Raw genomic sequence first — 21520 nt, forward strand, 5'->3', positions numbered from 1 at the left:
CGGTCCCCGCAGCCCGGGGAGCGGTCGGCCGATGCCGTGCGTGCCGGGCTGCGGATCGGGGCCAGGGGTGCGGGAGAACGGGACCGAGGGGGAACGAGGGGGAGTGGCCGAGGTGCTGGGGCGGCTGGTGGGCGGGCGCTACCGGGTGATCGGGCGCATCGGCTCCGGCGGCATGGGCACGGTGTGGAGCGCCCTCGACGAACGGGTCGGCCATGAAGTGGCCCTGAAGCAGCCGCAGTTGCCCGGCGATCCGCAGGAGGAGGCGCACCGGCGGATGTCCGCCCGCCTCCACCGCGAGGCGCGGGCCGCCTCGCGGGTCGACCACCCCTGCGCGGTCTCCGTGCACGATGTCGTCGTCGAGGACGGCCTGCCCTGGATCGTCATGGAGCTGGTACGGGGCGAGTCCCTCCAGGAGCGCCTGGACCGGGGGCCCTTGCCGGTGCCGGAGGCGGCCAGGATCGGCCTCGCCCTCGCCGGGGCGCTCGGCGCCGCGCACGCGAAGGGCATCGTGCACCGCGATGTGAAGCCCGCCAACGTCCTGCTCGGCAGCCACGAGCGGGTGGTCCTCACCGACTTCGGCATCGCCCAGATCCGCGGCGAGGAATCCCTCACCGCCACCGGCGAGTTCGTCGGCTCACTGGAGTACGTGGCGCCGGAGCGCATCGCGGGCCAGGAGGCCGGGCCCGCCTCCGACCTGTGGTCCCTCGGTGTCCTCCTCTACGCGGCCACCGAAGGCTTCTCGCCCTTCCGCCGCCCCGCCGTGGAGGCCGTACTCGCCGCCGTACTGGGCGCCGAACCACCCGAGCCTGCCGCCTCCGGCCGCCTCGCCCCGCTGATCCGGCACCTCCTCGCCAAGGACCCCGAGGCCCGCCCGACCACCGAGGAGACCCTCCGCCACCTCCGCTCCGCGACGGCCTTCGAGGAGACGGGGCCGGTGCTGCTGGGGGCGGGTCCGGGGGTGGGGGTGTCGTCGGGTGCTGGGGGTGGGGATGCCGGGGTCCGGGAGTCGGGGTCCTGGGATTCCGGGTTCCGGGAGTTGGGATCCCAGGATCAGGAGTCCCCGGATCCGGAGTCCGCGGATCCTGTGTCCCAGGACCGCGAATCCCAGGATCGCGAATCCGAGGATTCCGAGTCCCCGGACCCTGTATCCGAGCACTCCGGATCCGCGAACTCCGAGTCCCGGGACCCCGATTCCCCCGAACTCGATCCAGACCCAGATCCAGACCCAGACCCAGATCCAGGTCCAGGTCTAGATCCAGATCCCGCCCTCCTCCTCGCCCCCGCCCCCGCCCCCTCCCGTCTCGACCACCGCTGGGTGCGGATCGCCGCGCTGGCCGCCCTCCTCGGGCTCGCGCTCGGGGCCGGGATCTGGGGCACCAGGGCCGGGCGGGACGGCGACGGCGGCGACCGGGCGACCGGGCCGGACCGGAGCCCGACCGCCTCCGTACAGCTGCCCGAACCCACCTGGACCAGACGGCAGTTGCCCCACCTCGGCGCCTCGCTCAAGCTGCCGGAGACGGCGGAGCGGCGGGACGGGAACGGCGGCGACTTCGTACGGGAGCCGGGTGAGGCGGACTTCCTGGAGTACGCGGTGGGCGACACCCGGGTGCGGCTGACCCGGTACCCGAAGGGGACCTACGGGAAGAGCGGTCCCTGCGGCGATCCCGCGAAGGTGCCGGTGGAGGAGTGGACCACCCCGGAGACGAAGTGCAGCAAGGGCACCCTGGACGGGCGCCGGACCAGCCTCGCCGAGTCCGCCTATGAGGAGCTGGAGAAGCGCCGGGCCCGGCAGCTCTTCGTCTACGACGAGGACGGCACCTGCCACGCCCTCCTCGTCGACATGCTCGACGAGGGCCGCAGCCGCGCCGAGGGGCGGGCCCTCTACCGGGACATCGTGGCGGGCCTGCGCCTGGAGCCCGTCAAGGCGGGCTGAGTCCCCCGCGACACCCGCGTCACCAGGCGACGCGCTCCCGCGGAACCCACGCGTCGCCACGCGGCGCGCTCCCGCCGGACACGCGTGTCGCCACGGGACGCGCTCCCACCGGCCCCGCTCCTCCCCGCCGCCACATCAGTCACCCCGGCACCACGCACGGTGAGGAATGTGTCACAGTCCTCACCGCTCTCTCCGGTGCCCGACCGGGCAAGCCCCTGATCAGGGCTGTTGTGCCAGCAATCACTGGCAGCGTGTGCAGGCCCGGTGAATTGCTGTTACCCATGGGTACACAAAGCCCGGTGACAGGAATACCCTCACGCTTATGACGCAGGCCACCGCACCCCGCCAGGACTCCACCACGCCGGCCGGTACCAACCCGGTTGCGCCCGCCCCCGCGGGTGCCCGTACGGCCGCCGATGTCGTGACGCCCGAGCTGGTCGCCCAGCTCACCAAGGGCGTCGTCGGTTCCGGTCGCACCTGGAACCATTCGCCCCTGACCGGCGAGAAGCTGGCCGACCTCCCCGAGTCCACCCCCGAGGACGTCGAGACCGCCTTCGCGCAAGCCCGCGCCGCGCAGCCGCTGTGGGCCGCGGCTCCGGTCCGCAAGCGCGCCGCCGTACTGCTGCGCTTCCACGACCTGCTCCTGGAGCGCCAGGCGGAGGTGCTCGACCTCATCCAGCTGGAGACAGGCAAGACCCGGCTGCACGCGCACGAGGAGATCCAGGCGGTCGCGATGGCCGCCCGGCACTACGGCCGCCGCGCCTCCGCCTACCTCGCGCCCAAGCGGCACACCGGCGCCGTCCCCCTCCTCACCCACGTCAGCGAGCGGCGGCAGCCGCGCGGCGTGGTCGGCCAGATCGCGCCCTGGAACTACCCGCTCGAACTCACCATCGGCGACGCGCTGCCCGCCTTCGTCTCCGGCAACGCGGTCGTCATGAAGCCCGACACCGAGACCGCCCTCACCGGCCTGTGGGCCCGCGACCTGATCATCGAGGCCGGACTGCCCGCCGAGGTCTTCCAGGTGGTCATCGGCGACGGCCCCGTCGTCGGCCCCGAGCTGGTCAAGCGCGGCGACTACGTCTCCTTCACCGGCTCCACCCGGGTCGGCCGCGAGGTCGCCCAGGGCGCCGCCGCCCGGCTGGTCGGCGTCTCCCTCGAACTCGGCGGCAAGAACCCGATGATCGTGCTCGACGACGCCGACATCGAGAAGGCCGCCGCGGGCGCCGTCCGCGCCTGCTTCTCCACCGCCGGCCAGCTGTGCATCGCCATCGAGCGGCTGTACGTGCACCAGGCCGTCGCCGACCGCTTCGTGGCCCGCTTCGTGGAGAAGACCAAGGAGATGCGGCTCGGCAACTCCCTCGCCTACGGCGCCGAGATGGGCTCCCTGGCCAGCGAGCGCCAGCTCAAGACGGTGACCCAGCACGTGGACGACGCGGTGGCCAAGGGCGCCAAGGTCCTCGCGGGCGGCGTCGCGCGGCCCGATGTCGGCCCGTACTTCTACGAGCCCACCATCCTCGACGGCGTCGGCGACGAGATGACCCTGTGCGCCGAGGAGACCTTCGGCCCGGTCGTCTCGATCTACCGCTTCGCCACCGACGACGAGGCCGTGGAGCTGGCCAACGCCACCCCGTACGGGCTCAACTCCTCGGTCTGGTCGAAGAACGCCCGCCGCGGCCGCGCCGTCGCCGCCCGGCTGCACACCGGCACCGCCAACGTCAACGAGGGCTTCGCGCCGGGCTACGCCAGCGTGCAGTCGCCGATGGGCGGCATGAAGGACTCCGGCCTCGGCCGGCGGCACGGCGCCGAGGGCATCCTCAAGTACACCGAGGCGCAGACCGTCGCCCACCAGCGGGTACTGCCGCTCGGCCCCTCCTTCGGCATGGACGACGAGAAGTACGCGGCCTTCATGTCGCTGAGCCTGAAGACCCTGAAGAAGCTGCGGCTGCGCTAGGCCGCGTCCGGGAAATTGGGGGCCGGCCACCCGACCGGGCCGCGCGCGGGCGCGCACGGCCCGGCGCGCGGCGACCCGTTTTTCCCGCGCCGGGCCGCCACCATCGAGCCGTCAGCACCGAGCCGTCACCACCGAGCCGTGTCGAAGACCGCGGACAACGAAGAGAGCGAGAGCATCGTGGCACTGGAGAAATCCGTCCCCGCCGGGCAGGACGCACCAGGCGCGCGGCGGGGCGAACAGGACCCGGACGAGTCCTACGACTACGACGTGCTCGTGGTCGGCTCCGGCTTCGGCGGTTCGGTGTCGGCGCTGCGCCTGACCGAGAAGGGCTACCGGGTCGGCGTCCTGGAGGCGGGCCGCCGCTTCACCCGCGAGACCCTGCCGAAGAACTCCTGGGACATCAAGAACTTCCTCTGGGCCCCCGCGCTCGGCCTCTACGGCATCCAGCGCATCCACCTGCTCGGCAATGTCATGGTCCTCGCCGGGGCGGGCGTCGGCGGCGGCTCGCTGAACTACGCCAACACCCTCTACGTGCCGCCGAAGGCCTTCTTCGAGGACCCGCAGTGGAAGGACATCACCGACTGGCAGGAGGAGCTGTCCTCCTACTACGACCAGGCGAAGCGGATGCTCGGGGTGCGGCTGAACCCGACGATGACCCCGATGGACGTCCATCTCAAGGCCGCCGCGCACGAGATGGGCGTCGGCGACAGCTTCCACATGGCCCCGGTCGGCGTCTTCTTCGGTGACGGCAAGGACACCGACGGCAGCGTGAACGTCAAGCCGGGCGAGGAGGTCGCGGACCCCTTCTTCGGCGGCGCGGGCCCCTCCCGCAAGGCCTGCACCGAGTGCGGCGAGTGCATGACGGGCTGCCGCCACGGCGCGAAGAACACCCTCAACGAGAACTACCTCTACCTCGCCGAGAAGGCGGGCGCCGTGGTGCACCCGATGACCTCCGTGGTCGCGGTCACCGAGGACTCCCGCGGCGGATTCGCCGTGCAGACCCTGCCGACCGACAACAAGCGCAAGGGCGCGGGACGCACCCTCACCGCGCGGCGGGTGATCATCGCCGCCGGGACCTACGGCAGCCAGACCCTGCTGCACCGGATGAAGGACACCGGTCTGCTGCCGCGCATCTCCGACCGCCTCGGGGTGCTCACCCGCACCAACTCCGAGGCCCTGGTCGGCGCGCAGACCGACAACCGCCGCTACGCGAAGAAGCACGGCGAGAAGGCCGACTTCACCAAGGGCGTCGCGATCACCTCCTCGATCCACCCGAACGAGAACACCCACATCGAGCCGGTGCGCTACGGCAAGAAGTCCAATGCGATGGGCGCGATGACGGTGCTCCAGGTGCCGTTCAGCCCGCGCGGCAGGCGGCTCGGCCGCTGGCTCGCCAACAACGTCCGCCACCCGCTGCTCTTCGCCCGGGCGCTGTCCAACCGCCGCTGGTCCGAGCGCACCATCATCGGCCTCGTCATGCAGTCCCTGGACAACTCGCTGACCACCTACCGCAAGGAAAAGGGCCTCGGCAAGGGCATGCTGACGGCGCGTCAGGGGCACGGCGAGAAGAACCCGACGCAGATCGCCGAGGCCACCCAGGCGGCCAGCATCCTCGCCGAGGAGATCAACGGCTTCCCGGGATCCAATATCGGTGAGCTGACCGGCATGCCGCTGACCGCGCACTTCCTCGGCGGCTGCACCATCGGCGCCGACGCGGACAGCGGTGTCATCGACCCGTACCACCGCCTCTGGGGGCACCCGGGCATCTCGGTGGTGGACGGCTCCGCGGTCTCCGCCAACCTGGGCGTGAACCCCTCGCTGACCATCACCGCGCAGGCCGAACGCGCCATGTCCTTCTGGCCCAACAAGGGCGAGGAGGACATCCGTCCGGCACAGGGCGAGGCCTATGTGCGGCTGAACGCGGTGGCCCCGAAGTCCCCGGCCGTCCCCGCCGACGCCTTCGGCGCGCTCAAGCTGCCCTTCCTCGGCATCCCGACGGTCCCCCCGAAGAAGGTGGAGGCCGAGGCCCCGCCGATGAAGTAGGCCCGTCGGGCGGACAGTTGAGACCGCCGGTGAAGTTGGCCCCTGGCGCGGCCAGTTGAGACCGCCGATGAAGTACGGCCCCGCCGACGGTAGTTGACGAGCACCGGACCCCCGCTTCCCTACGAGGCGGGGGTCCGGCGGCTTCAAGTGCCCGGGTGCGGCGGGGAGTTGGGTCCGGTCGGCCTGGCGGGGAGTTCAGCCCGGCCCCCGGCGTGCAGTTGACCCCGGTCGGCCCGGCAAGCGGTTCAGCCCAGCCGCACCGTGCACCGGTGGCTCGCGCCCAGCTTCCCCGGGGTGATCCTCAGGCTGAGCGAGTCCCCGGTGGCGACCACCTCGACGCCGGGGTCCCGCGAGGTCACCGCGGTCACCGGCTGCCGCCAGCTCACCGTGAACTCGGCGCCGGTGCGCGGGGGTTCACTGATCGCGAGGGTGGCCCTGCTCCCGGTGCGCCGGACCAGCACGCTCGCCGGGGCACCGGTGGTGAGGCCGCCGAGGCTGCCGGCCGCCCAGAAGTTGACCGCGGTCAGGCCGAGGGAGGGCACCGAAACCCCCTGCTGCTGCTCGGAGTTGGCGAGCACCCGCAGCCAGCCGGGGTCCGCGGCGCGGGCGGCGACCTGGGCCTCGCTCGCACCGGGCAGCACCAGGTAGGCGCAGGCGGCGCCGTCCGGGTCGCTCCCGTGGTCGAACCAGAGCGTCAGATAGCGGCGGCTGAGCGGGGTCGTACCGCCGTTCTTGTTGATCGCCGCCCAGGTGCCGGTACGGGCCTCGCGCAGCGCCCGCAACTCGGCGCCGCCGGGGAAGACATAGCCGCCGTGCCCGGCGAGATGGGCCCAACGCGCCTTGTGCAGCGTGGTGTTCCAGCCGTCCGCGGTGGGCTGCGTCGTCCCGTCCACGGTGAAGCGGTGCACGCCCTTCTCCCCGAGGTTCCGGTTCTCCACCACGGTGTCCACGGCGGTGCCGTCCTTCGCCCGTACGCCCGCGGTCAGGCAGATGACCGCGTCGTCGGCGAAGATCCAGGACTTGCGGGCGCTCAGCGTGGAGGAGAGCCCCTTGAGGTGCTGGCCGCTGATCCCGTACGTACCGTCGCCGGTGCCGCCGACCCACCGCACCTGCGGCCGGGCCGCACCCCAGTCGCCGCCCTCGCCGTCGGCGAGCTTCTTGCGGGAGGTGGTGGTGCCGGGCAGCCGGTACGGGTCGACGGTGGGCCAGAAGGCGTCCGTGTACTGGCCGTTGGCAAAATCCTTCGGCCACCAGTAGAGCATTCCGGAGCCGGTGTGCCAGCCGCGCAGGTTCTCGCCGTTGCCGGTCTCGTAGTAGGTGATCCGGTCCGAGGCCATGGCGAGATTCGCGGCCCAGCCCGGGCGGCGGTGCACGGCGCGGTCCATGCCGGCGAAGAGCGAGTGGCCCACCGGCTCGGGGCTCGGCCGGGCACCGCCCGCGAGGACGGCGGCGAGCCGGGCGGCCGGGGCGACGCCGAGCGCCGGGTCGTCGAGCAGCGGCTGGTACACCGCCCGCCGGGACCAGCCCGTGATCATGGACTGCCAGCGGGAGTTCTCGGCGGCCGAGGCGCTCCGCGCGAGCAGCGCGATCGCGGCGATGATGCCGTGGCCGCGCACATGGTCGCCCTGCGGGGTGAGGCCGTTCGGCCCGGCGGCGCTCTCCCGGCTGATCGCCCGCCCCGAGACGCTGTCCATCACCAGGCCGTTGAAGAGGAAGGGCGCGTAGGCCTTCTCCACCGAGTCCAGGATGATCTGCCGCTTCGGGTCCACCACCTCCCAGTCGGAGTCCTTGAGGAGCGCGAAGAGCAGGGCGAGCCCGCCGACCATCACCGAGCCGTAGGACCCGGCGTAGGGGACATAGGTGTGCTGGATGAAGGAGCCGTCGCTGTAGAGGCCGTCGCCCTCGGTCACATAGGGGAAGACCGGGGAGAGCGCGTCGCGGGCCAGGGCGATCTTGGCGGGGGTGCGGGTGAGGATGCCGCGCAGGGCGAGCACCCGGCACAGGTCGACCCGGTTGGCGCCGGTCGAGGTCCCGGTGTAGCTGCCGACCGCGCTGTCCGGGACGAAGTGGTCCACGGCGGCCGCGTAGTCGGCGATCCGCTCGGGGCCGACCTCCTCGTAGAGGTGGCAGCAGATGTCGAGCAGGCCCTGGGGCGCGCCGATCTGCCAGTTGTACCAGTTGCCGTAGCGGGTCTGACCTGCGTGGTAGGCCTCCTCGTGCAGATGGTCGAGGCCGGTGAGGATCGCGGTGCGCAGGGCGGCGTCGCCGGTCAGTCCGGTGCCGGGCTGGGCGTAGGCCTCGGCCATGGTGCGCAGCTGGTAGTAACTGCGCTGCAGGGCCTCGGAGTACGGGAAGGAGTCGGCCTCGGTGTCCGGCTCCGGATCGCCGTAGACGGCATCCGGCCAGAGCGAGCCCTTGGCGGGCGCCATCGTCTCGCGCAGCTTCCGCGCGCTCTCGCCGAGCGCGCGGAGCTTGCCGCGGTAGGGCTCGGCGCCCGGGTCGAAGCCCGAACCGAGCTGCAGTTCGCGCCACTTGAGACGCAGCGTGTCGTAGACGTCCCCGGCCGCGGCCGAGGCGGGGCCCGCCTGGGCGGCGAGCGGGGCGGCGAGGGCGGTGGCGGCCGTCAGGCGCAGCAGCGCGCGCCGGGACAGCAGGGAGGAGGGGACGGCGGAGGGCATGGGCGGAAAACCTCCGGGCTCGGGGGAGGGGAGCGTGGCGTCATGCGTCCGAGAGGGCGGGTGGCGAGAAATCGACGGAAAGCGCTTGCGTGAAGTAAGCGCTTTCTAGCACGGGCCCCCGGAGACCGGCAATGGTTCTGTCACCCGGCCGACGCCCCCGCGCCACCCCGCCGCCCGGTCGCGGGTGCCTCAACTCCGGCTCGTATCAGCCGCGTTCGGCCGGAAAGCCGCTCCGGAAACGCCGAAGGGACCTGCGCCCCCCTCCGAGCGCAGGTCCCTTCTGTTCAGGGGTGGTGCCGGGCCTTACGCGGCCGCGTCACCCTTGCGGCGGCGCACCACGACCACGGCACCGGCACCGGCCAGCACGGCGAGGCCGCCGACCAGGCCGATGGCGGGCAGCACCGAGGAGGAACCGGTCTCGGCGAGGCTGCCCCCCGGCAGCTCGGAGACCTTGCCCGCGGGCTTCGGGTGGTTGCCCTTGCCGTCCTTGCCGCCGCCCTTGCCCGGCTCGGCCTCACCGGGCTCGGGGTTGGCGGAACCGGCCTTCAGGACCTGGAAGTCGTAGGCGGCCCAGCCCTCGGCGATGCAGTCCTGCTCCTCGACCTGGTCGAGGTAGGCGCCGGAGCCGAAGGAGTAGGCGTCCCCGGCGGGGGCGTCCTCGGCGATCGCCACGCGCAGCGCGACGCTCTGGCTCTTGCCCGCCGTCAGCTTCTCGGCGTAGAAGAAGTAGTCACCGGCCCACTCCTTGCTGCCGATGCGCTCCCACTTCCCGGACTCGGGGTTCTTGAACTGCAGGTCGACGTACTGGCTCAGGAACTTCGCCTCGTCGTCGACCTCGTAGTTCTCCACCTCGGCGTAGAAGGCGACGCCCTCGACGTCGATCTTCGAGTCGTTGGTGACCTTCAGGGCGAACTCGTGGAATCCGCTGCCCGCGACGATCTTGCCGGGCAGCCCGCTGACGGCCGCGGAGACGCGGGCGTCCGCGAAGTCCTCGTCCAGCTCCTCGCAGTACGGGACGTCCTCGTCGGGCGCCGTGGCGGTCGGCGAGGGGCTGGCGCCGGCGCTGCCGCTCGGCGAGGTGCTCGCGGTCGGGGCGGGCGAGGTGGGCGTGCCGGTGGCCGGGGGAGTGGCCGAGTCCGAGGGGGTGGGAGTCCCGGTGCTCGGGCTCGACTCCGTGGCGCTCGGGGAGGCGGTCGTGGACGCCGACGGATCGGTGGTGTCCGCGGAGGCGGCCGGGGCCGACAGCAGGGCGAGCGGGGCTATGACAGCCGTCGCGGCCGCTGTGGCCAGGGCGCGGCGAATCTTCATGAAGACCTCAGGAAGTCCGGCGTACTGCATGGGGTGCAGTACGGGAGTGGAGGCCTCCGCGGCGTGGGGACGCGGGTGTGGCCGTTGGTTCTGCATGGATGACCCGCGACCCCTGTGAAGGGTTGTCCTCGAATTGACAGAAATCTTATGTGGGGTGGATCACCAGGTCAGGGGTTGTGCGCACGGCCGCTGACGTACTCCGGGGGCGGCTGCCGGCCTCCCGCGGGCGCACAGCGAGGAGCCCCGCGTGACGGATACGCGGGGCTCCTCGTGTCGGCACCGACGTCAGGGCCGCGTCGGTACCCGGGGCGGCGCCGGGGGGAGGTGCGCCGCGCTGTGGTCCTGTGTGTGGGGGAAGGCGGGGAGCGGTCCCCGCGGCCCGAGGGTGGTGGTCGTCGTCCTGCGGTCTGCCGCTCCGGCCGGGAGGTCCCGTCCGTCGGGGCGGAGGGCCGGTGCGTCGGTCGGCCCCGGGCGTCCCCGGAGCCGGCCGCTTCTCCTGATGACCGGGCTGCTGTCCCCTGCCGTCCGGTCACCTCTCCGGAGCGAGGTCCCACGACGCACGATCCGTACGTCTCATCGCTCCGGGCTGAGCCACGCGTGGTTCTTCTGAGGGGCCCGCCCCTGGCTGGCACGGACACCGGGATCAACGAAGCCCGGGCCGCCCTGGTCACGCGCCGTACGGGTGAGAAGCGGACCGAACGCAGGTGCGGCGGGGCGGGACGGGCGACGGGGCGGGCCCGGGCGACGGGGCGGGCCCGGGCGGCGCGGCCCCCGGAGGGACGGGGCCCGCCCGGGCGCCCCGCGGGTCAGGCCCGGCCGCGGCAGAGTTCGAGCAGGGTCATCGCGAGGGTGGTGCCGGGCCGGTCCAGGGCGTCCCGGTAGCGGCCGAGGATCTCCGTCTCGCGGGAGAGGTTCACCCGCCGCCCGCCCGAGGTGATCCGCGCCTCCTGCACGACGGCGGAGACGGCGATCCGCTCCTGCACCAGGCCGATGATCCGGTCGTCGAGCGCGTCGATACGGGACCTGGCCTCGGCGATCACCCCCGCGGCCTCCTCGGTACGGGCACCGGTCCGCTCGGCGGCCGACTGCCTCTTGGCCGACTGCTTCCCCGCCGACTGCTTCCCGGCGGGGTGCGGCTCCCGCGCGGCGGGGCCGCCCTCGGGACCGGCCGTCGCGGCGGCGGTCGCTCCGGGGGCGGGGGCGGCGGTGGTCGTGGCGGTCATGGCGGGCTCCTCTGCTGAAGGGGAGGTGCCCCGGTGCCCAGGACCCGGGAAACGCCAGACGCCCCGGGCCTTGTCGGCCCGGGGCGCCTGGGAAGTCGCTTGTCAGTGGATCAAGCAGCACAACCACGGCAGCCGGCGGACCGGTTGCCATAGGTAAAGACGAAGCTGTGCTGGATCACGCGGTGAGTATGCCCGCACCGGCGGCCGTCCGGTCAAGCCGCCGCCGGCGCGGCCCGGATGCTGAGACGGGTCCGATTGCCGCGGCGTCGCGGCGTCGCGGCGTCGAGACGCCGGGATGCCGGGACGCCGGGACCGGGGAGGCGGCGCGGAGCCGGACCGGGGTGGAGGGCGGCCGAGCCGACGGGTGGACGGCGAGGGGCAGGCGGCGGACGGAAGGGTGGACGGCGAGGAGCAGGCGCTGGACCGCCAGGTGGAGGCCGGGACGAGGTGGTGCACCGCAGGGTGCACCCGCAGGGTGGACGCCGAGACGGGAGACAGTGCACCCGAGGATGGAGGCCGGGGGTGGAGAGCGCCCCCGGGAGGAGCCGGAGGCCGCGGTCACCGGCGCCGTTAGAATCGACACCAAACCCCTGTTTCCCCGCAGAGCCTGTACCTCGCAGGCCAGCCTGCTCAACGCCGGAAGGCCGCCGCCGTGCCATCAGCGTCCCCCGCCGCCCCCGACACCGTCCTGGTCGTCGACTTCGGCGCGCAGTACGCCCAGCTCATCGCCCGCCGGGTCCGCGAGGCCCGGGTCTACAGCGAGATCGTGCCGAGCACCATGCCCGTCGCCGAGATGCTCGCGAAGAACCCCGCGGCGATCATCCTCTCCGGCGGCCCCTCGTCGGTCTACGCGGAGGGCGCCCCGAGCGTGGACCGCGCGCTCTTCGAGGCCGGGGTCCCGGTCTTCGGCATGTGCTACGGCTTCCAGCTGATGGCCACCACCCTCGGTGGCACCGTCGACAACACCGGCGCCCGCGAGTACGGCCGTACCGGACTGCATGTCTCGCGCTCCGGCTCCACCCTCTTCGAGGGCACCCCGGACGAGCAGCCGGTGTGGATGTCGCACGGCGACGCCTGCAGCGCGGCGCCCGAGGGCTTCACCGTGACCGCCTCCACCGACGTGGTCCCGGTCGCCGCCTTCGAGAACGACGAGAAGAAGCTGTACGGAGTCCAGTACCACCCCGAGGTGATGCACTCCACGCACGGCCAGCAGGTCCTGGAGCACTTCCTCTACCGCGGCGCCGGGATCGCGCCCGAGTGGACCATGGGCAATGTCATCGAGGAGCAGGTCGAGGCGATCCGCGCGAAGGTCGGCAACCGGCGCGCGATCTGCGGCCTCTCCGGCGGTGTCGACTCGGCGGTGGCCGCGGCCCTGGTGCAGAAGGCCATCGGCCCGCAGCTGACCTGCGTGTACGTCGACCACGGGCTGATGCGCAAGGGCGAGACCGCGCAGGTCGAGAAGGACTTCGTGGCGGCGACCGGGATCAAGCTCCGGGTGGTGGACGCCGAGAAGCGCTTCCTGGACGCGCTCGCCGGGGTCAGCGACCCGGAGCAGAAGCGCAAGATCATCGGCCGGGAGTTCATCCGCGTCTTCGAGCAGGCCCAGGCGGAGATCGTCGCCGAGGCGCCGGGCGACCAGCCGGTGGAGTTCCTGGTGCAGGGCACCCTCTACCCGGACGTCGTCGAGTCCGGCGGCGGCACCGGCACCGCCAACATCAAGTCCCACCACAATGTGGGCGGCCTCCCCGAGGACCTGGAGTTCACGCTCATCGAGCCGCTGCGCCAGCTCTTCAAGGACGAGGTCCGCATGGTCGGCGCCGAGCTGGGCCTGCCCGAGGAGATCGTGCACCGCCAGCCCTTCCCCGGCCCCGGCCTCGGCATCCGCATCGTCGGCGAGGTCACCAAGGACCGCCTCGACCTGCTGCGGGAGGCCGACGCCATCGCCCGCGAGGAGCTGACCGCCGCCGGTCTCGACCGCGACATCTGGCAGTGCCCCGTGGTGCTGCTCGCCGAGGTGCGCTCGGTCGGCGTCCAGGGCGACGGCCGCACCTACGGCCACCCCGTGGTGCTGCGCCCGGTCTCCTCCGAGGACGCCATGACCGCCGACTGGTCCCGGCTGCCGTACGAGACCCTGGCGCGGATCTCGACCCGGATCACCAATGAGGTCGCCGAGGTCAACCGGGTGGTCCTGGACGTCACCAGCAAGCCGCCGGGCACCATCGAGTGGGAGTGAGCCCGTCGCGGGAGTGATCCCGCCGACCGGCCCTGACCCCGCGAGCGGGACGGACACCCCCGTGGCCCGTCCCGCCGCGGGGTGGTCTCAGCTCCGCCGCACGGTGCGCACCCCCTCGCCGGGGCGCCAGATCCGCAGGACCAGCTGCGCCCCCTCCACCGAGGTCCGCACCACCTCGGTGAGTTCGGCGCGGAAGAGGTGGAAGGCGTCCGGGTCGGGCGGGTCCACCTCGGCCGTGTAGCGGGCCCGGACGGCGGGGTCGGTGACCTCGACGGCGCGGCCGCTCAGGCGGATGTCCCCGCCGTCCATCCCCTGCCCCGCGCCCGGATTGGCCTGGAGCGCGAAGCGCGGATCGCGCCGCAGATCCAGCGCCTTGGCGGAGTCCGGCATCATCCCGAGCCACAACTCCCCGTCCAGGAAGCGGACTTCGAGGCCGTGCGTCCGCGGGGAGCCGTCCGCCCGCAGGGTCGCGAGTACATGGTGCGCGAAGTCCGCGAAGCGCGCCTCGGCCCGCGCGGCGAACTCCGGTTCCGCGGCGGCGAAGGCACCCCAACCGGCACTCTGCCCCGCGCTCCTGCCGACACTCGTGGAAGTCATGCGGGCAGTCTGCACGCCCCCACTGACAATCGGCTCCGCCGGACCGCGAAGCGGCGGGCGGGGCCCTGGCCCGCCCGCCGCTTCAGCTCGTGGATCCCGACCCCGACCCCGACCCCGCCTCAGCTCGCGAAGTCGCTGCCGAGCTGGGCGTCGGCGTCCGGGGCGCCGATCTCCGCCGGGTTGAAGGCGGTCGAGCCCTCGGAGGTCAGGCCCGCCGGGGAGCCGCGCAGCAGCCAGACCGCGCCGGTGTCCGCGTTGGAGGTGTCCTCGCCGGGGGCGCCGACCGCGAGGTCCGGGTGGCCGTCGCCGTCGGTGTCGCCGGTCCACAGGGCGCTGCCGAAGTAGTCCTTGCTCTCGGCGGCCCCGGGGACCCCGGCGGTGTCCTGGTGCACGGCCTGCGCGCCGGTGCCGGTGAGGCCCTTCGCGCTGCCCCTGAGGAGCACCACCGAGCCCGCGTCCTTGACCGGCCTGCCCTTGGCGGTCAGGTCCTCGTAGGGCACGCCCGCGGCCACGTCGGCGTAGCCGTCGCCGTTCACATCGGCCGCCGCGAGGTCGTAGCCGAACTGGTCGCCGTCCTCGCTCGCGCCCGGCACCCCGGCGGAGTTCTGGGTGAGCGTGGTCGTACGGCTGGTGGAGGGGCCCTTGGCGGTGCCGTAGAGGACCTTCACGGTGCCCGCGTCGTAGGGGAGGTTCTCCACGACGCCGCCCGGCACGGTGCGGATGACCAGGTCGCCGTAGCCGTCCGCGTCCACGTCGCCGATGGCCGCGGACGCGGCGTCCGGCAGCGTGGTGGACTTGGTGGCCAGGCCGTCCGCGCCGCCCGCCCAGAACTGCGAGGACTCCGACATCTCCTCGAAGGCGTGCAGGGTGACCAGGTCGTCGCGGCCGTCGCCGGTGATGTCGCCGGAGACCATCCGGGTCGGGTCGAAGGTGCGGCCGGTCGACAGGTCGGAGGAGCGGCTGGCGGTGCCCTCGCGGGTGAACGGCCCGTACAGGACGCGCAGATCGCCCCACTCCTCGGCGTCCTTCTTCTGCGCCACGAGGTCGGCGTGGCCGTCCCCGTCGAAGTCGCCCGAGGTCACGCCGCTGCCGCCGAACTGCTGGTCGGCGGGGATGGTGAGCGCCTCGTCGGTCAGCCCCTCGGCGGAGCCCCAGCGGATGGTGTCGCCGGAGACCAGGTCCGCGTAGCCGTCCTCGTCCAGGTCGCGGGCGGTGCTGCGGGCGGGGTCCACCGTCACGGTCTGGTTCCGGCCGTCCGTACCCCCGTACCGGACGGACTGGTAACCGGCGGGCGAGGAGGCCGTCACGTCCGCGAGACCGTCGTGGTCGAAGTCCGCCTGGACGGCGGCGGGTTCCGCGGCCCGCCCGCCGTCGGCGGAGGCCGGGGCGGACAGGGCCACCACGGGCGCGGTGAGCAGGGCGGCGACCGCGGCGCAGCGGGCGGCGAGTCGATGGCGGGGTACGAGCACGGAATCTCCTGGGTGGGGGACACGGCCGCCGGCCCGGGGCGCCGGTGAACGGCGCGCGGGGGCCGGGTGTCCATGCGGATGCCTGTGGGTGGCGGAAGGCTTACGTCCCCCGCCTCGCAGAGGCAGACTCGCCACCGGGGCCGAGGGTTGTACCCGTCCGCGCCCTTCTCCGCCGCGACCGCACTCCGCGCCCCCGGAACCGCCCCTGCTCATACGGTCTCCCGGCCCCCGAACCGCCCTCGCCTGCCGTGCTCTCCGCGCCCCCGGAACCGCCTCCGCTTCTCCCGCGGCGGACGGCCGCCCGCAGGTGTCCGCGTGCGGGGACTGTTCCGATCCGCCCGCCCCCGGTAGCTTCCGCTGCGGACCACCGCACGCGATGGAGGAACGATGCACGGGCCCACTCCGATACCCGTCGACCAGTTGCAGTTCGCGATGCCGCCCGTGCACGAATCGCCCGAGGACGAACGCCGCTACCGCAAGGAGCGCCTCGCCGGTGCCCTGCGCCTCTTCGGCCGCCTCGGGTACGAGGACGGGGTCTCCGGCCACCTCACGGCCCGCGACCCCGAACTCACCGACCACTACTGGGTGAACCCCTTCGGGATGCCCTTCGCCCATCTCACGGTGAGCGATCTGGTTCTCGCCAATCACGACGGGCAGGTCGTCGAGGGCAGCCGCCATGTGAACCAGGCCGCCTTCACGGTGCACGCCGAGATCCACCGGGCCCGGCCCGAGGTGGTCGCCGTCGCGCACTGCCACTCGGTGCACGGCCGCGCCCTGGCCGCGCTCGGCGAGCCCGTCGACCCGATCACCCAGGAGTCCTGCGCCTTCTACGAGGACCACGCGCTCTACCCGGACTACTCGGGCGTGGTCGTCGACACCGAGGAGGGCCGCCGGATCGCCGCCGCGCTCGGGCCGCACAAGGCGGTGGTGCTGCGCAACCACGGCCTGGTCACGGTCGGCGACTCGGTCGACGCGGCGGCCTGGTGGTTCCTGACCCTGGAACGCGCCTGCCAGGTGCAGCTCGCGGCCCGCGCCGCCGGCCGGCCCTTCCTCATCGACCACGCCCGCGCGGTCGCCACCCGCGAACAGCTCGGCCACGACCTCGTCGCCTGGATCAACTACCAGCCGATGTGGGAGCAGATCAGCCGCAGCGAGCCCGATCTCCTGGCCTGAGAGCCGCAGCCCGCAGCCGCAGCCGCAGCAGTCGTCGCAGCAGCCGTTCACCAGTTGAGACCTACAACCCACAACCCACTGCCCGGGGCCCGGTGTCCGCCGAGTCGACCGACCGCCCCGTACGCCGCTGAGCAGCACCCCGTGTCCGGATAGCGGGCACCGTGCCCGCCGGAGGAGTACGAGGTCAACCGTCCCGTGGCCGCTTCACACCCACGGGGGCCTCCGCCGTGCCCGCGCGGTCCCCGGGTGCGGCACAATTCCCAGTCACAGCAGGAAAGTTCATGATCACATCGGGCGATCATCGGCCGCGGCCGTTGACCGGACCGACGGCGGCCGGGTACGGACACGAGCGCCCCGCCGTACGGCAGGTGGTCCCAGACGACGGAGTAGTGGTCCGGTGGCGGTGCAGGAGGCGCGGCAGAGCGCACACGAGGGCGGCTGCACCTGCGGCGACTGCCCGAAGGGCGCCCGGGAGGGCCACCGCAGAGCGGTCGCCCGCTTCCTCGCCCGGCGGGACGAACTCGCCGCGGGCGAGGGCCTGCCCGCCGCCGTCGCGCACTCCGCGGGCGCCAGCCGCCAGTGGGTCTCCGACGAGCTGACCCAGTCCGCCGCCCAGGTCGCCGCGCGCGGCCGGGCCGAGGCCGAGGCCCGCCTCGACCCGCTCTGGCAGCGGACCGTCCAGGTCCTGGCCACCGGTTTCGTCCTGCTGCTGCTCGTGGAGGCCGCCACGGCGATCGGTGCGGGCTGGACCACCGCCCGTACGGCGGGACTTGCGGCCGCCCTGCTGCTCGGCGCGCTGCTCGGCGGCGCCGCCTCTCTGCACCGCGCCCGCGGCGGCCTCCTCGCACCGCTCACCGGCGGCGGCAACCGGCTCTCGGCCGCACGGACGGTGGCGTCGGCCTGGCTGCTCCTCGCCGCCTACGCGCTGCTGCTCCTCGCCGTCCAGCTCGCCGCCGCGAGCGGCGCGGCGGACCGGCGGGAGCTGCTGGACGCGCTCGGCCCCGGCCGGTCCACCGGCTTCGTCACCCTGCTCGGCGCGCTCGCGGCGGTCGCGGTGGCCGTGGACGGGGTGCGCGCCGCACGGGTGCGCGCCGGGCGGCTCCAGCGGATCCGCGCCGACCGGCCGCGCTGGGCCGATCTCTTCACCGACGAGGCGGGGCAGGGCAGTTGGGCCCGGGCGCAGTACGTGGTGGTGAGCGGCGCCGCGCTCGTCCTCGGCTGCGTACTGCTCGCCCGGAGCCCGCGCGAGCTGCCCCCGCTGCCCTGGGCGGTGGTGCTCCTGGTGCTGGTCTCGGCGGCCGTCTTCGCCGGGGCGGCCTGCACCGCGGGCGGGCGGCCGGTGATCCTCTCCGTGGTGCGCTCCCGCGAGGCCGGGGACCTGGACGGCCCGATCCGCACCGGCGACGACATCGAGATCCGCGGCGCCGGTTTCGTGCCGCCCGGCGCGGGCACCGCCGAGCAGCTCGCCCGCCTCGCGGTACGCCTCGGACCCGTACAGGTGCACGTCCCGCTGGTCCCCGTCCCCGGCGGCTTCAGCAACCCCACCGACACGGTGCTGACCGTCCCGGTACCGGCCGATGTCGAGCCCGGCCCGGTCGAGGTGCAGGTGGTCACCGCCGCGGGCCTGGAGACCGGCCGCCGCATCATCGACGTGGTGGACTGACCGGCCCCGCCCCGGCCGGGCGCGGCCCCTCCCACCCCGTCGTACGCTGGAATGAACGGGCCGGAACCGGCGTACGTACCGTCCTTCGACGGGCCACCGGGGCCCGGCGGGAGAGGCGGTCCAGCGATGGCCCACAGCAGAGGCGAGGACACCGGCGGCACTCCCGGCGAGCACCGGGCCGGTGTCCCCCGCGGAGCCACCGGCCGCTTCCCCCGCGGAGCCACCGGCCGGTCCGCCCGCGGCCAGCGGCAGGGCGGCCCGCTCCGCGCCCTCCTCACCCGTCACGCGCTGCTGCCGCTGCGCCTCTTCCTCGGCGTCACCTTCGTCTACGCGGGACTCGACAAGCTCACCGACAGCGCCTTCCTGTCGGCCCACGGCTCCGGTTCGATCGGCGAGACGATGCGCAGCGTCCGCGACACCTCCGCGGTGCCCTGGCTGGTCGACCTCGCCCTGAAGTCCCCGGTCGGCTTCGGCTACGCCATCGGCCTGGGCGAACTCGCCGTCGGCCTCGGCATCCTGCTCGGCCTCCTCGGCCGGCTCGCGGCCCTCGGCGGCGCGCTGATCTCGCTGAGCCTGTGGCTGACGGTGAGCTGGACGACCGAGCCGTACTACTACGGGAACGACCTCGCGTACCTGATGGCCTGGCTCCCCCTGATCCTCGCGGGCACCCCGCTCCTCTCCGCCGACGCCTGGCTCCGGCACCGCCGACGGCCACCACAGCCCGCGCCCGCCCCGCAGTACGACTCCCCTCCCGGCGGTCCCCAGAACTGAGCACCGCCCCCTGAGCGGGCTGCGTCGGTCCCCTCCCGGCGCAGCCCTTCCGCGGGGGTGAAGATCCTTGCGGGGCGCGGCGGTTGGGGGCTGTGCGGCCGGAGGCGTGTCCCGAAGTGCGGCTTGTTCCGATGTCGACCTCGGCCCGTGCGGTGGGCAGGATGCCGTGCGGAGGAGGCGGAATGGACATGTCGTCGGCCGAGGCCTGGGAGCGGTTCGCCGCCGGGAGCAGGCCCCGCCGCCCCGTGAACGCCCGGGGCGAGAAGACCTGGCTCAACTGGACCCAGTACCCCGACCACGGACCGGCGGAGGAGATCCTCGGCCCCCTCGCGGGCCGCCGGGTCCTGGAGCTGGGGTCGGGCGGCGGCGACAACCTCGCGCACCTGGCCGCGCTCGGTGCCCTCGGTACGGGTGTCGACATCGCCCCGAGCCGCAAGGCCGCCGCGGAGGGGCGCTGGGGGCACCTGCCGGGGCTGGACTTCCGCACCGCGGAGGCGGTGGACTTCCTGGACGGGACCGCCGAGACCTTCGACGTGGTGCTCTCGGTCTTCGGCGCCGTCTGGTTCACCGACCCGGGCAGGCTGCTTCCCGCGGTACGGGCCCACTTGGCGCCGGGCGGTGTGCTGGCCTTCTCGCACGCGCCGCCGGGGAGCCGGAAGCCGCCGCCCGGCAACTCCGGTATCCGGCACGACCACACCCCCGCCGAGTGGCGGGCGCTCCTCGGCGGCCACGGCTTCCGCGAGGTGAGCGTGACCGTCCTGGCGCCCCCGGCGGGCGAGACCGTCGGCACCCTGATGGCACGCGCGGTGGCGGGCTGACCGCAGCGGGGTCTCGACGGGGCCTGCCCCGACTGCGCCGACCACCCCGACTACCCGTCCGCGCTCCCCGCCCGTCGCCTCCCCCTCCGCCGTACCCCCACCCCCACGACCGCCACCGCCGCCGAGAGGAAGAGGCCGCCGCAGACGAGGGGGAGTACGGCGTACCAGGGGAGGTGCCACCAGGTGGCGGCGTCGCCGAGGTAGAGGAGGGCGGTCGTGAGGAGGACCAGGCCGGCGAGGAGTTTGCCGGGGCCGAAGTCATGACGCACGGCTGACCTCCACCTGGCCGAGGGCGACGTGCAGGTCGAGGGCGAGGGTGCCCCGGTCGGGGGTCTCGGCGGTGGGGCGCAGCACGAAGTCCTCCTGCTTTCCGGGGGCGATGTCGACGTCGCGCTGGTCCTGGCCGGGGAGTTGGATGTCCCCGACGCCGGTGGTGGCGTGCAGCCGGACGGTCGCGCCCGGCGGGACGATCACGCGCAGCCGCCCGGCGCCCACCTCGGCGCGGGTGGTGACCGTGCGGTTCCCGGTGAGCCGTACGCCGCGCAGGTCGAGGCGGGCGTCGCCGGTGCCGAGGCGGTACTCGGGGCGTACGGCGGCGGCGTTCGCGGGGCGCCAGTCCTTGCGGGACCAGTCGGTGGTGACCTCGGGGGGCAGCGCGGCGGCGCCCGCGAGCAGGCCCGCGGTGAACACGGCGAGCAGCAGGGAGCCGCCGCCGGTGCGGCCCCAGCGGGAGCTGACGGCGATGCCGAGGCCGAGCACCGCGAGGGACGCCGCGAGTCCGGTCTGCAGGGTGCCGCTGAGGTTCAGGTGCTGCCAGGTCAGGCCGGTGCCGAGGCCGCCCGCGAGCAGGGTGAGCAGGAAGAGCCAGCCGCCGATCCAGCGGGGTTCGCGGGGCTTGGGCGCGGGCGGCGGCGCCCCGCGGTGCGGGGGGTAGGCGCTGCGCAGGGCGCCGGGGACCGAGGCGGGGTCGTCCAGTCCCTCGGGGCCCCAGAGGTAGCCGGTGCCGCCGATGTGGGTGCCGTCCTTGACGATGGGCTCCCGCCACCAGGACGGGATCCGGCCCGGTACGGGGGGCTTCTGCGCCTCCGGGGGCGCGCCGCCGTAGACCGAGGTGGTGGTGGCGGTCTTCTCCTGGCTGGGGGCCTCGAAGGGGGCGGGGCTCTCCTCGGCGGCCCGGTGGCGGGACCAGTAGCCGGTGGCGGCGAGCAGCACGCCGAGGGCGATGGCGAAGGTGAAGACGGAGCTGTTCTTCATCATCGACAGGAACAGGCCGGTGCCCACCAGGGCGCAGAGCACGGCGGTCAGCGCCGGTCCGTCGACCCGGCCGGAGAGCAGCCTGCGGGCCTGGTTCTCCTCCTCGCCGTCCAGCGGGACGAAGAGCCAGGCGAAGCCGTAGCAGACCAGGCCGAGGCCGCCGGTGACGGAGAGCACCGCGAGCACGATCCGGAAGATCACCGGGTCCATGTCGTAGTGGCGGCCGAGTCCGCCGCAGACGCCGCCGAGCACCTTCTGGCCCCGCTCCCGGCGCAGCCTGCCCGCCTCGGGCACCCGTCCGGTGCCCGCCGCCTGAGGTGGCGGGGCGGCGGTGGGTCCGGCGCCGCTGCCGCGCGCCGGACCCGGTCCTCGGGGGTGCTGATCCGTCATGCCTCCATGGTGACGG

15 protein-coding genes are annotated in these 21520 nt (G+C 73.8%); 8 read left to right on the forward strand and 7 right to left on the reverse strand.

The window, feature by feature from the left end; all coding sequences use genetic code 11:
• The first annotated feature begins 103 nt into the window (after positions 1-103).
• From MID12_RS20415 to MID12_RS20425, 3 genes are all read left to right on the forward strand, one after another.
• The gene (locus tag MID12_RS20415; protein WP_411576986.1) at positions 104-1933 is read left to right on the forward strand and encodes a serine/threonine-protein kinase; all 1830 of its coding nucleotides are present in this window, start codon (positions 104-106) and stop codon (positions 1931-1933) included.
• Positions 1934-2255: 322 nt separating this feature from the next.
• Entirely contained in the window at positions 2256-3884 is a 1629-nt protein-coding gene (locus MID12_RS20420; RefSeq protein ID WP_040252791.1) for a succinic semialdehyde dehydrogenase, read from the forward strand.
• Positions 3885-4061: 177 nt separating this feature from the next.
• Positions 4062-5927, forward strand: a complete 1866-nt coding sequence (locus tag MID12_RS20425; protein WP_078845476.1) for a GMC family oxidoreductase — start codon at positions 4062-4064, stop codon at positions 5925-5927.
• Between the two features lie 245 nt (positions 5928-6172).
• Here the strand turns inward: MID12_RS20425 and MID12_RS20430 are convergent, their stop codons facing one another.
• The 3 genes from MID12_RS20430 to MID12_RS20440 all read right to left on the reverse strand — a co-directional run bounded on the left by MID12_RS20430 (position 6173) and on the right by MID12_RS20440 (position 11136).
• Positions 6173-8605, reverse strand: coding sequence for a polysaccharide lyase 8 family protein (locus MID12_RS20430; RefSeq protein WP_263169652.1), 2433 nt, complete (start codon positions 8603-8605; stop codon positions 6173-6175).
• A 303-nt stretch (positions 8606-8908) separates the two neighbouring features.
• Entirely contained in the window at positions 8909-9913 is a 1005-nt protein-coding gene (locus MID12_RS20435) for an LPXTG cell wall anchor domain-containing protein (RefSeq protein WP_040257860.1), read from the reverse strand.
• A gap of 806 nt (positions 9914-10719) precedes the next feature.
• On the reverse strand, positions 10720-11136 hold the full coding sequence (locus MID12_RS20440) for a chorismate mutase (protein WP_263169655.1): 417 nt from the start codon (positions 11134-11136) through the stop codon (positions 10720-10722).
• 652 nt (positions 11137-11788) lie between these two features.
• Between MID12_RS20440 and guaA the strand changes: the two genes are divergently transcribed.
• Positions 11789-13369, forward strand: a complete 1581-nt coding sequence (gene guaA / locus MID12_RS20445) for a glutamine-hydrolyzing GMP synthase (protein ID WP_040252802.1) — start codon at positions 11789-11791, stop codon at positions 13367-13369.
• 87 nt (positions 13370-13456) lie between these two features.
• On the opposite strand, the gene MID12_RS20450 is transcribed toward guaA, so the two are convergent.
• The gene (locus tag MID12_RS20450; RefSeq protein ID WP_040252804.1) at positions 13457-13966 is read right to left on the reverse strand and encodes a pyridoxamine 5'-phosphate oxidase family protein; all 510 of its coding nucleotides are present in this window, start codon (positions 13964-13966) and stop codon (positions 13457-13459) included.
• Between the two features lie 119 nt (positions 13967-14085).
• Positions 14086-15435: an FG-GAP-like repeat-containing protein gene (locus MID12_RS20455; RefSeq protein ID WP_040252805.1), complete on the reverse strand. Its 1350-nt coding sequence runs from the start codon at positions 15433-15435 to the stop codon at positions 14086-14088.
• Between the two features lie 387 nt (positions 15436-15822).
• Between MID12_RS20455 and MID12_RS20460 the strand changes: the two genes are divergently transcribed.
• The 4 genes from MID12_RS20460 (at position 15823) to MID12_RS20475 (ending at position 19860) form a co-directional block, all read left to right on the forward strand.
• Positions 15823-16608 carry a class II aldolase/adducin family protein gene (locus tag MID12_RS20460; RefSeq protein WP_040252807.1) on the forward strand — a complete coding sequence of 262 codons (786 nt, stop codon included), beginning with the start codon at positions 15823-15825 and terminating at the stop codon, positions 16606-16608.
• Between the two features lie 397 nt (positions 16609-17005).
• Positions 17006-18271, forward strand: a complete 1266-nt coding sequence (locus MID12_RS20465) for a hypothetical protein (protein ID WP_040252809.1) — start codon at positions 17006-17008, stop codon at positions 18269-18271.
• Positions 18272-18397: 126 nt separating this feature from the next.
• Positions 18398-19042 (forward strand): DoxX family membrane protein, encoded by a 645-nt coding sequence (locus tag MID12_RS20470; protein ID WP_263169662.1) that lies wholly within the window; start codon positions 18398-18400, stop codon positions 19040-19042.
• 182 nt (positions 19043-19224) lie between these two features.
• Complete coding sequence (locus MID12_RS20475; protein ID WP_263169664.1) at positions 19225-19860, forward strand: class I SAM-dependent DNA methyltransferase; 636 nt, start codon at positions 19225-19227, stop codon at positions 19858-19860.
• Between the two features lie 50 nt (positions 19861-19910).
• On the opposite strand, the gene MID12_RS20480 is transcribed toward MID12_RS20475, so the two are convergent.
• Positions 19911-20129 (reverse strand): hypothetical protein, encoded by a 219-nt coding sequence (locus MID12_RS20480; RefSeq protein ID WP_263169666.1) that lies wholly within the window; start codon positions 20127-20129, stop codon positions 19911-19913.
• Entirely contained in the window at positions 20119-21504 is a 1386-nt protein-coding gene (locus tag MID12_RS20485; RefSeq protein ID WP_263169669.1) for a PspC domain-containing protein, read from the reverse strand. The genes MID12_RS20480 and MID12_RS20485 overlap by 11 nt, the downstream gene beginning before the upstream one ends.
• Positions 21505-21520 lie beyond the last annotated feature (16 nt).

Source organism: Streptomyces sp. SCSIO ZS0520 (assembly GCF_025643355.1).
GTDB classification, from domain to species: domain Bacteria; phylum Actinomycetota; class Actinomycetes; order Streptomycetales; family Streptomycetaceae; genus Streptomyces; species Streptomyces physcomitrii.

Excerpts from the sequence above, each read along its gene's own strand:
- MID12_RS20420 (WP_040252791.1), top strand. The coding sequence starts at position 2,256 with ATGACGCAGGCCACCGCACCCCGCCAGGACTCCACCACGCCGGCCGGT.
- MID12_RS20430 (WP_263169652.1), bottom strand. The coding sequence starts at position 8,605 with ATGCCCTCCGCCGTCCCCTCCTCCCTGCTGTCCCGGCGCGCGCTGCTG.
- MID12_RS20435 (WP_040257860.1), bottom strand. The coding sequence starts at position 9,913 with ATGAAGATTCGCCGCGCCCTGGCCACAGCGGCCGCGACGGCTGTCATA.
- MID12_RS20440 (WP_263169655.1), bottom strand. The coding sequence starts at position 11,136 with ATGACCGCCACGACCACCGCCGCCCCCGCCCCCGGAGCGACCGCCGCC.
- MID12_RS20450 (WP_040252804.1), bottom strand. The coding sequence starts at position 13,966 with ATGACTTCCACGAGTGTCGGCAGGAGCGCGGGGCAGAGTGCCGGTTGG.
- MID12_RS20460 (WP_040252807.1), top strand. The coding sequence starts at position 15,823 with ATGCACGGGCCCACTCCGATACCCGTCGACCAGTTGCAGTTCGCGATG.
- MID12_RS20470 (WP_263169662.1), top strand. The coding sequence starts at position 18,398 with ATGGCCCACAGCAGAGGCGAGGACACCGGCGGCACTCCCGGCGAGCAC.
- MID12_RS20475 (WP_263169664.1), top strand. The coding sequence starts at position 19,225 with ATGGACATGTCGTCGGCCGAGGCCTGGGAGCGGTTCGCCGCCGGGAGC.
- MID12_RS20485 (WP_263169669.1), bottom strand. The coding sequence starts at position 21,504 with ATGACGGATCAGCACCCCCGAGGACCGGGTCCGGCGCGCGGCAGCGGC.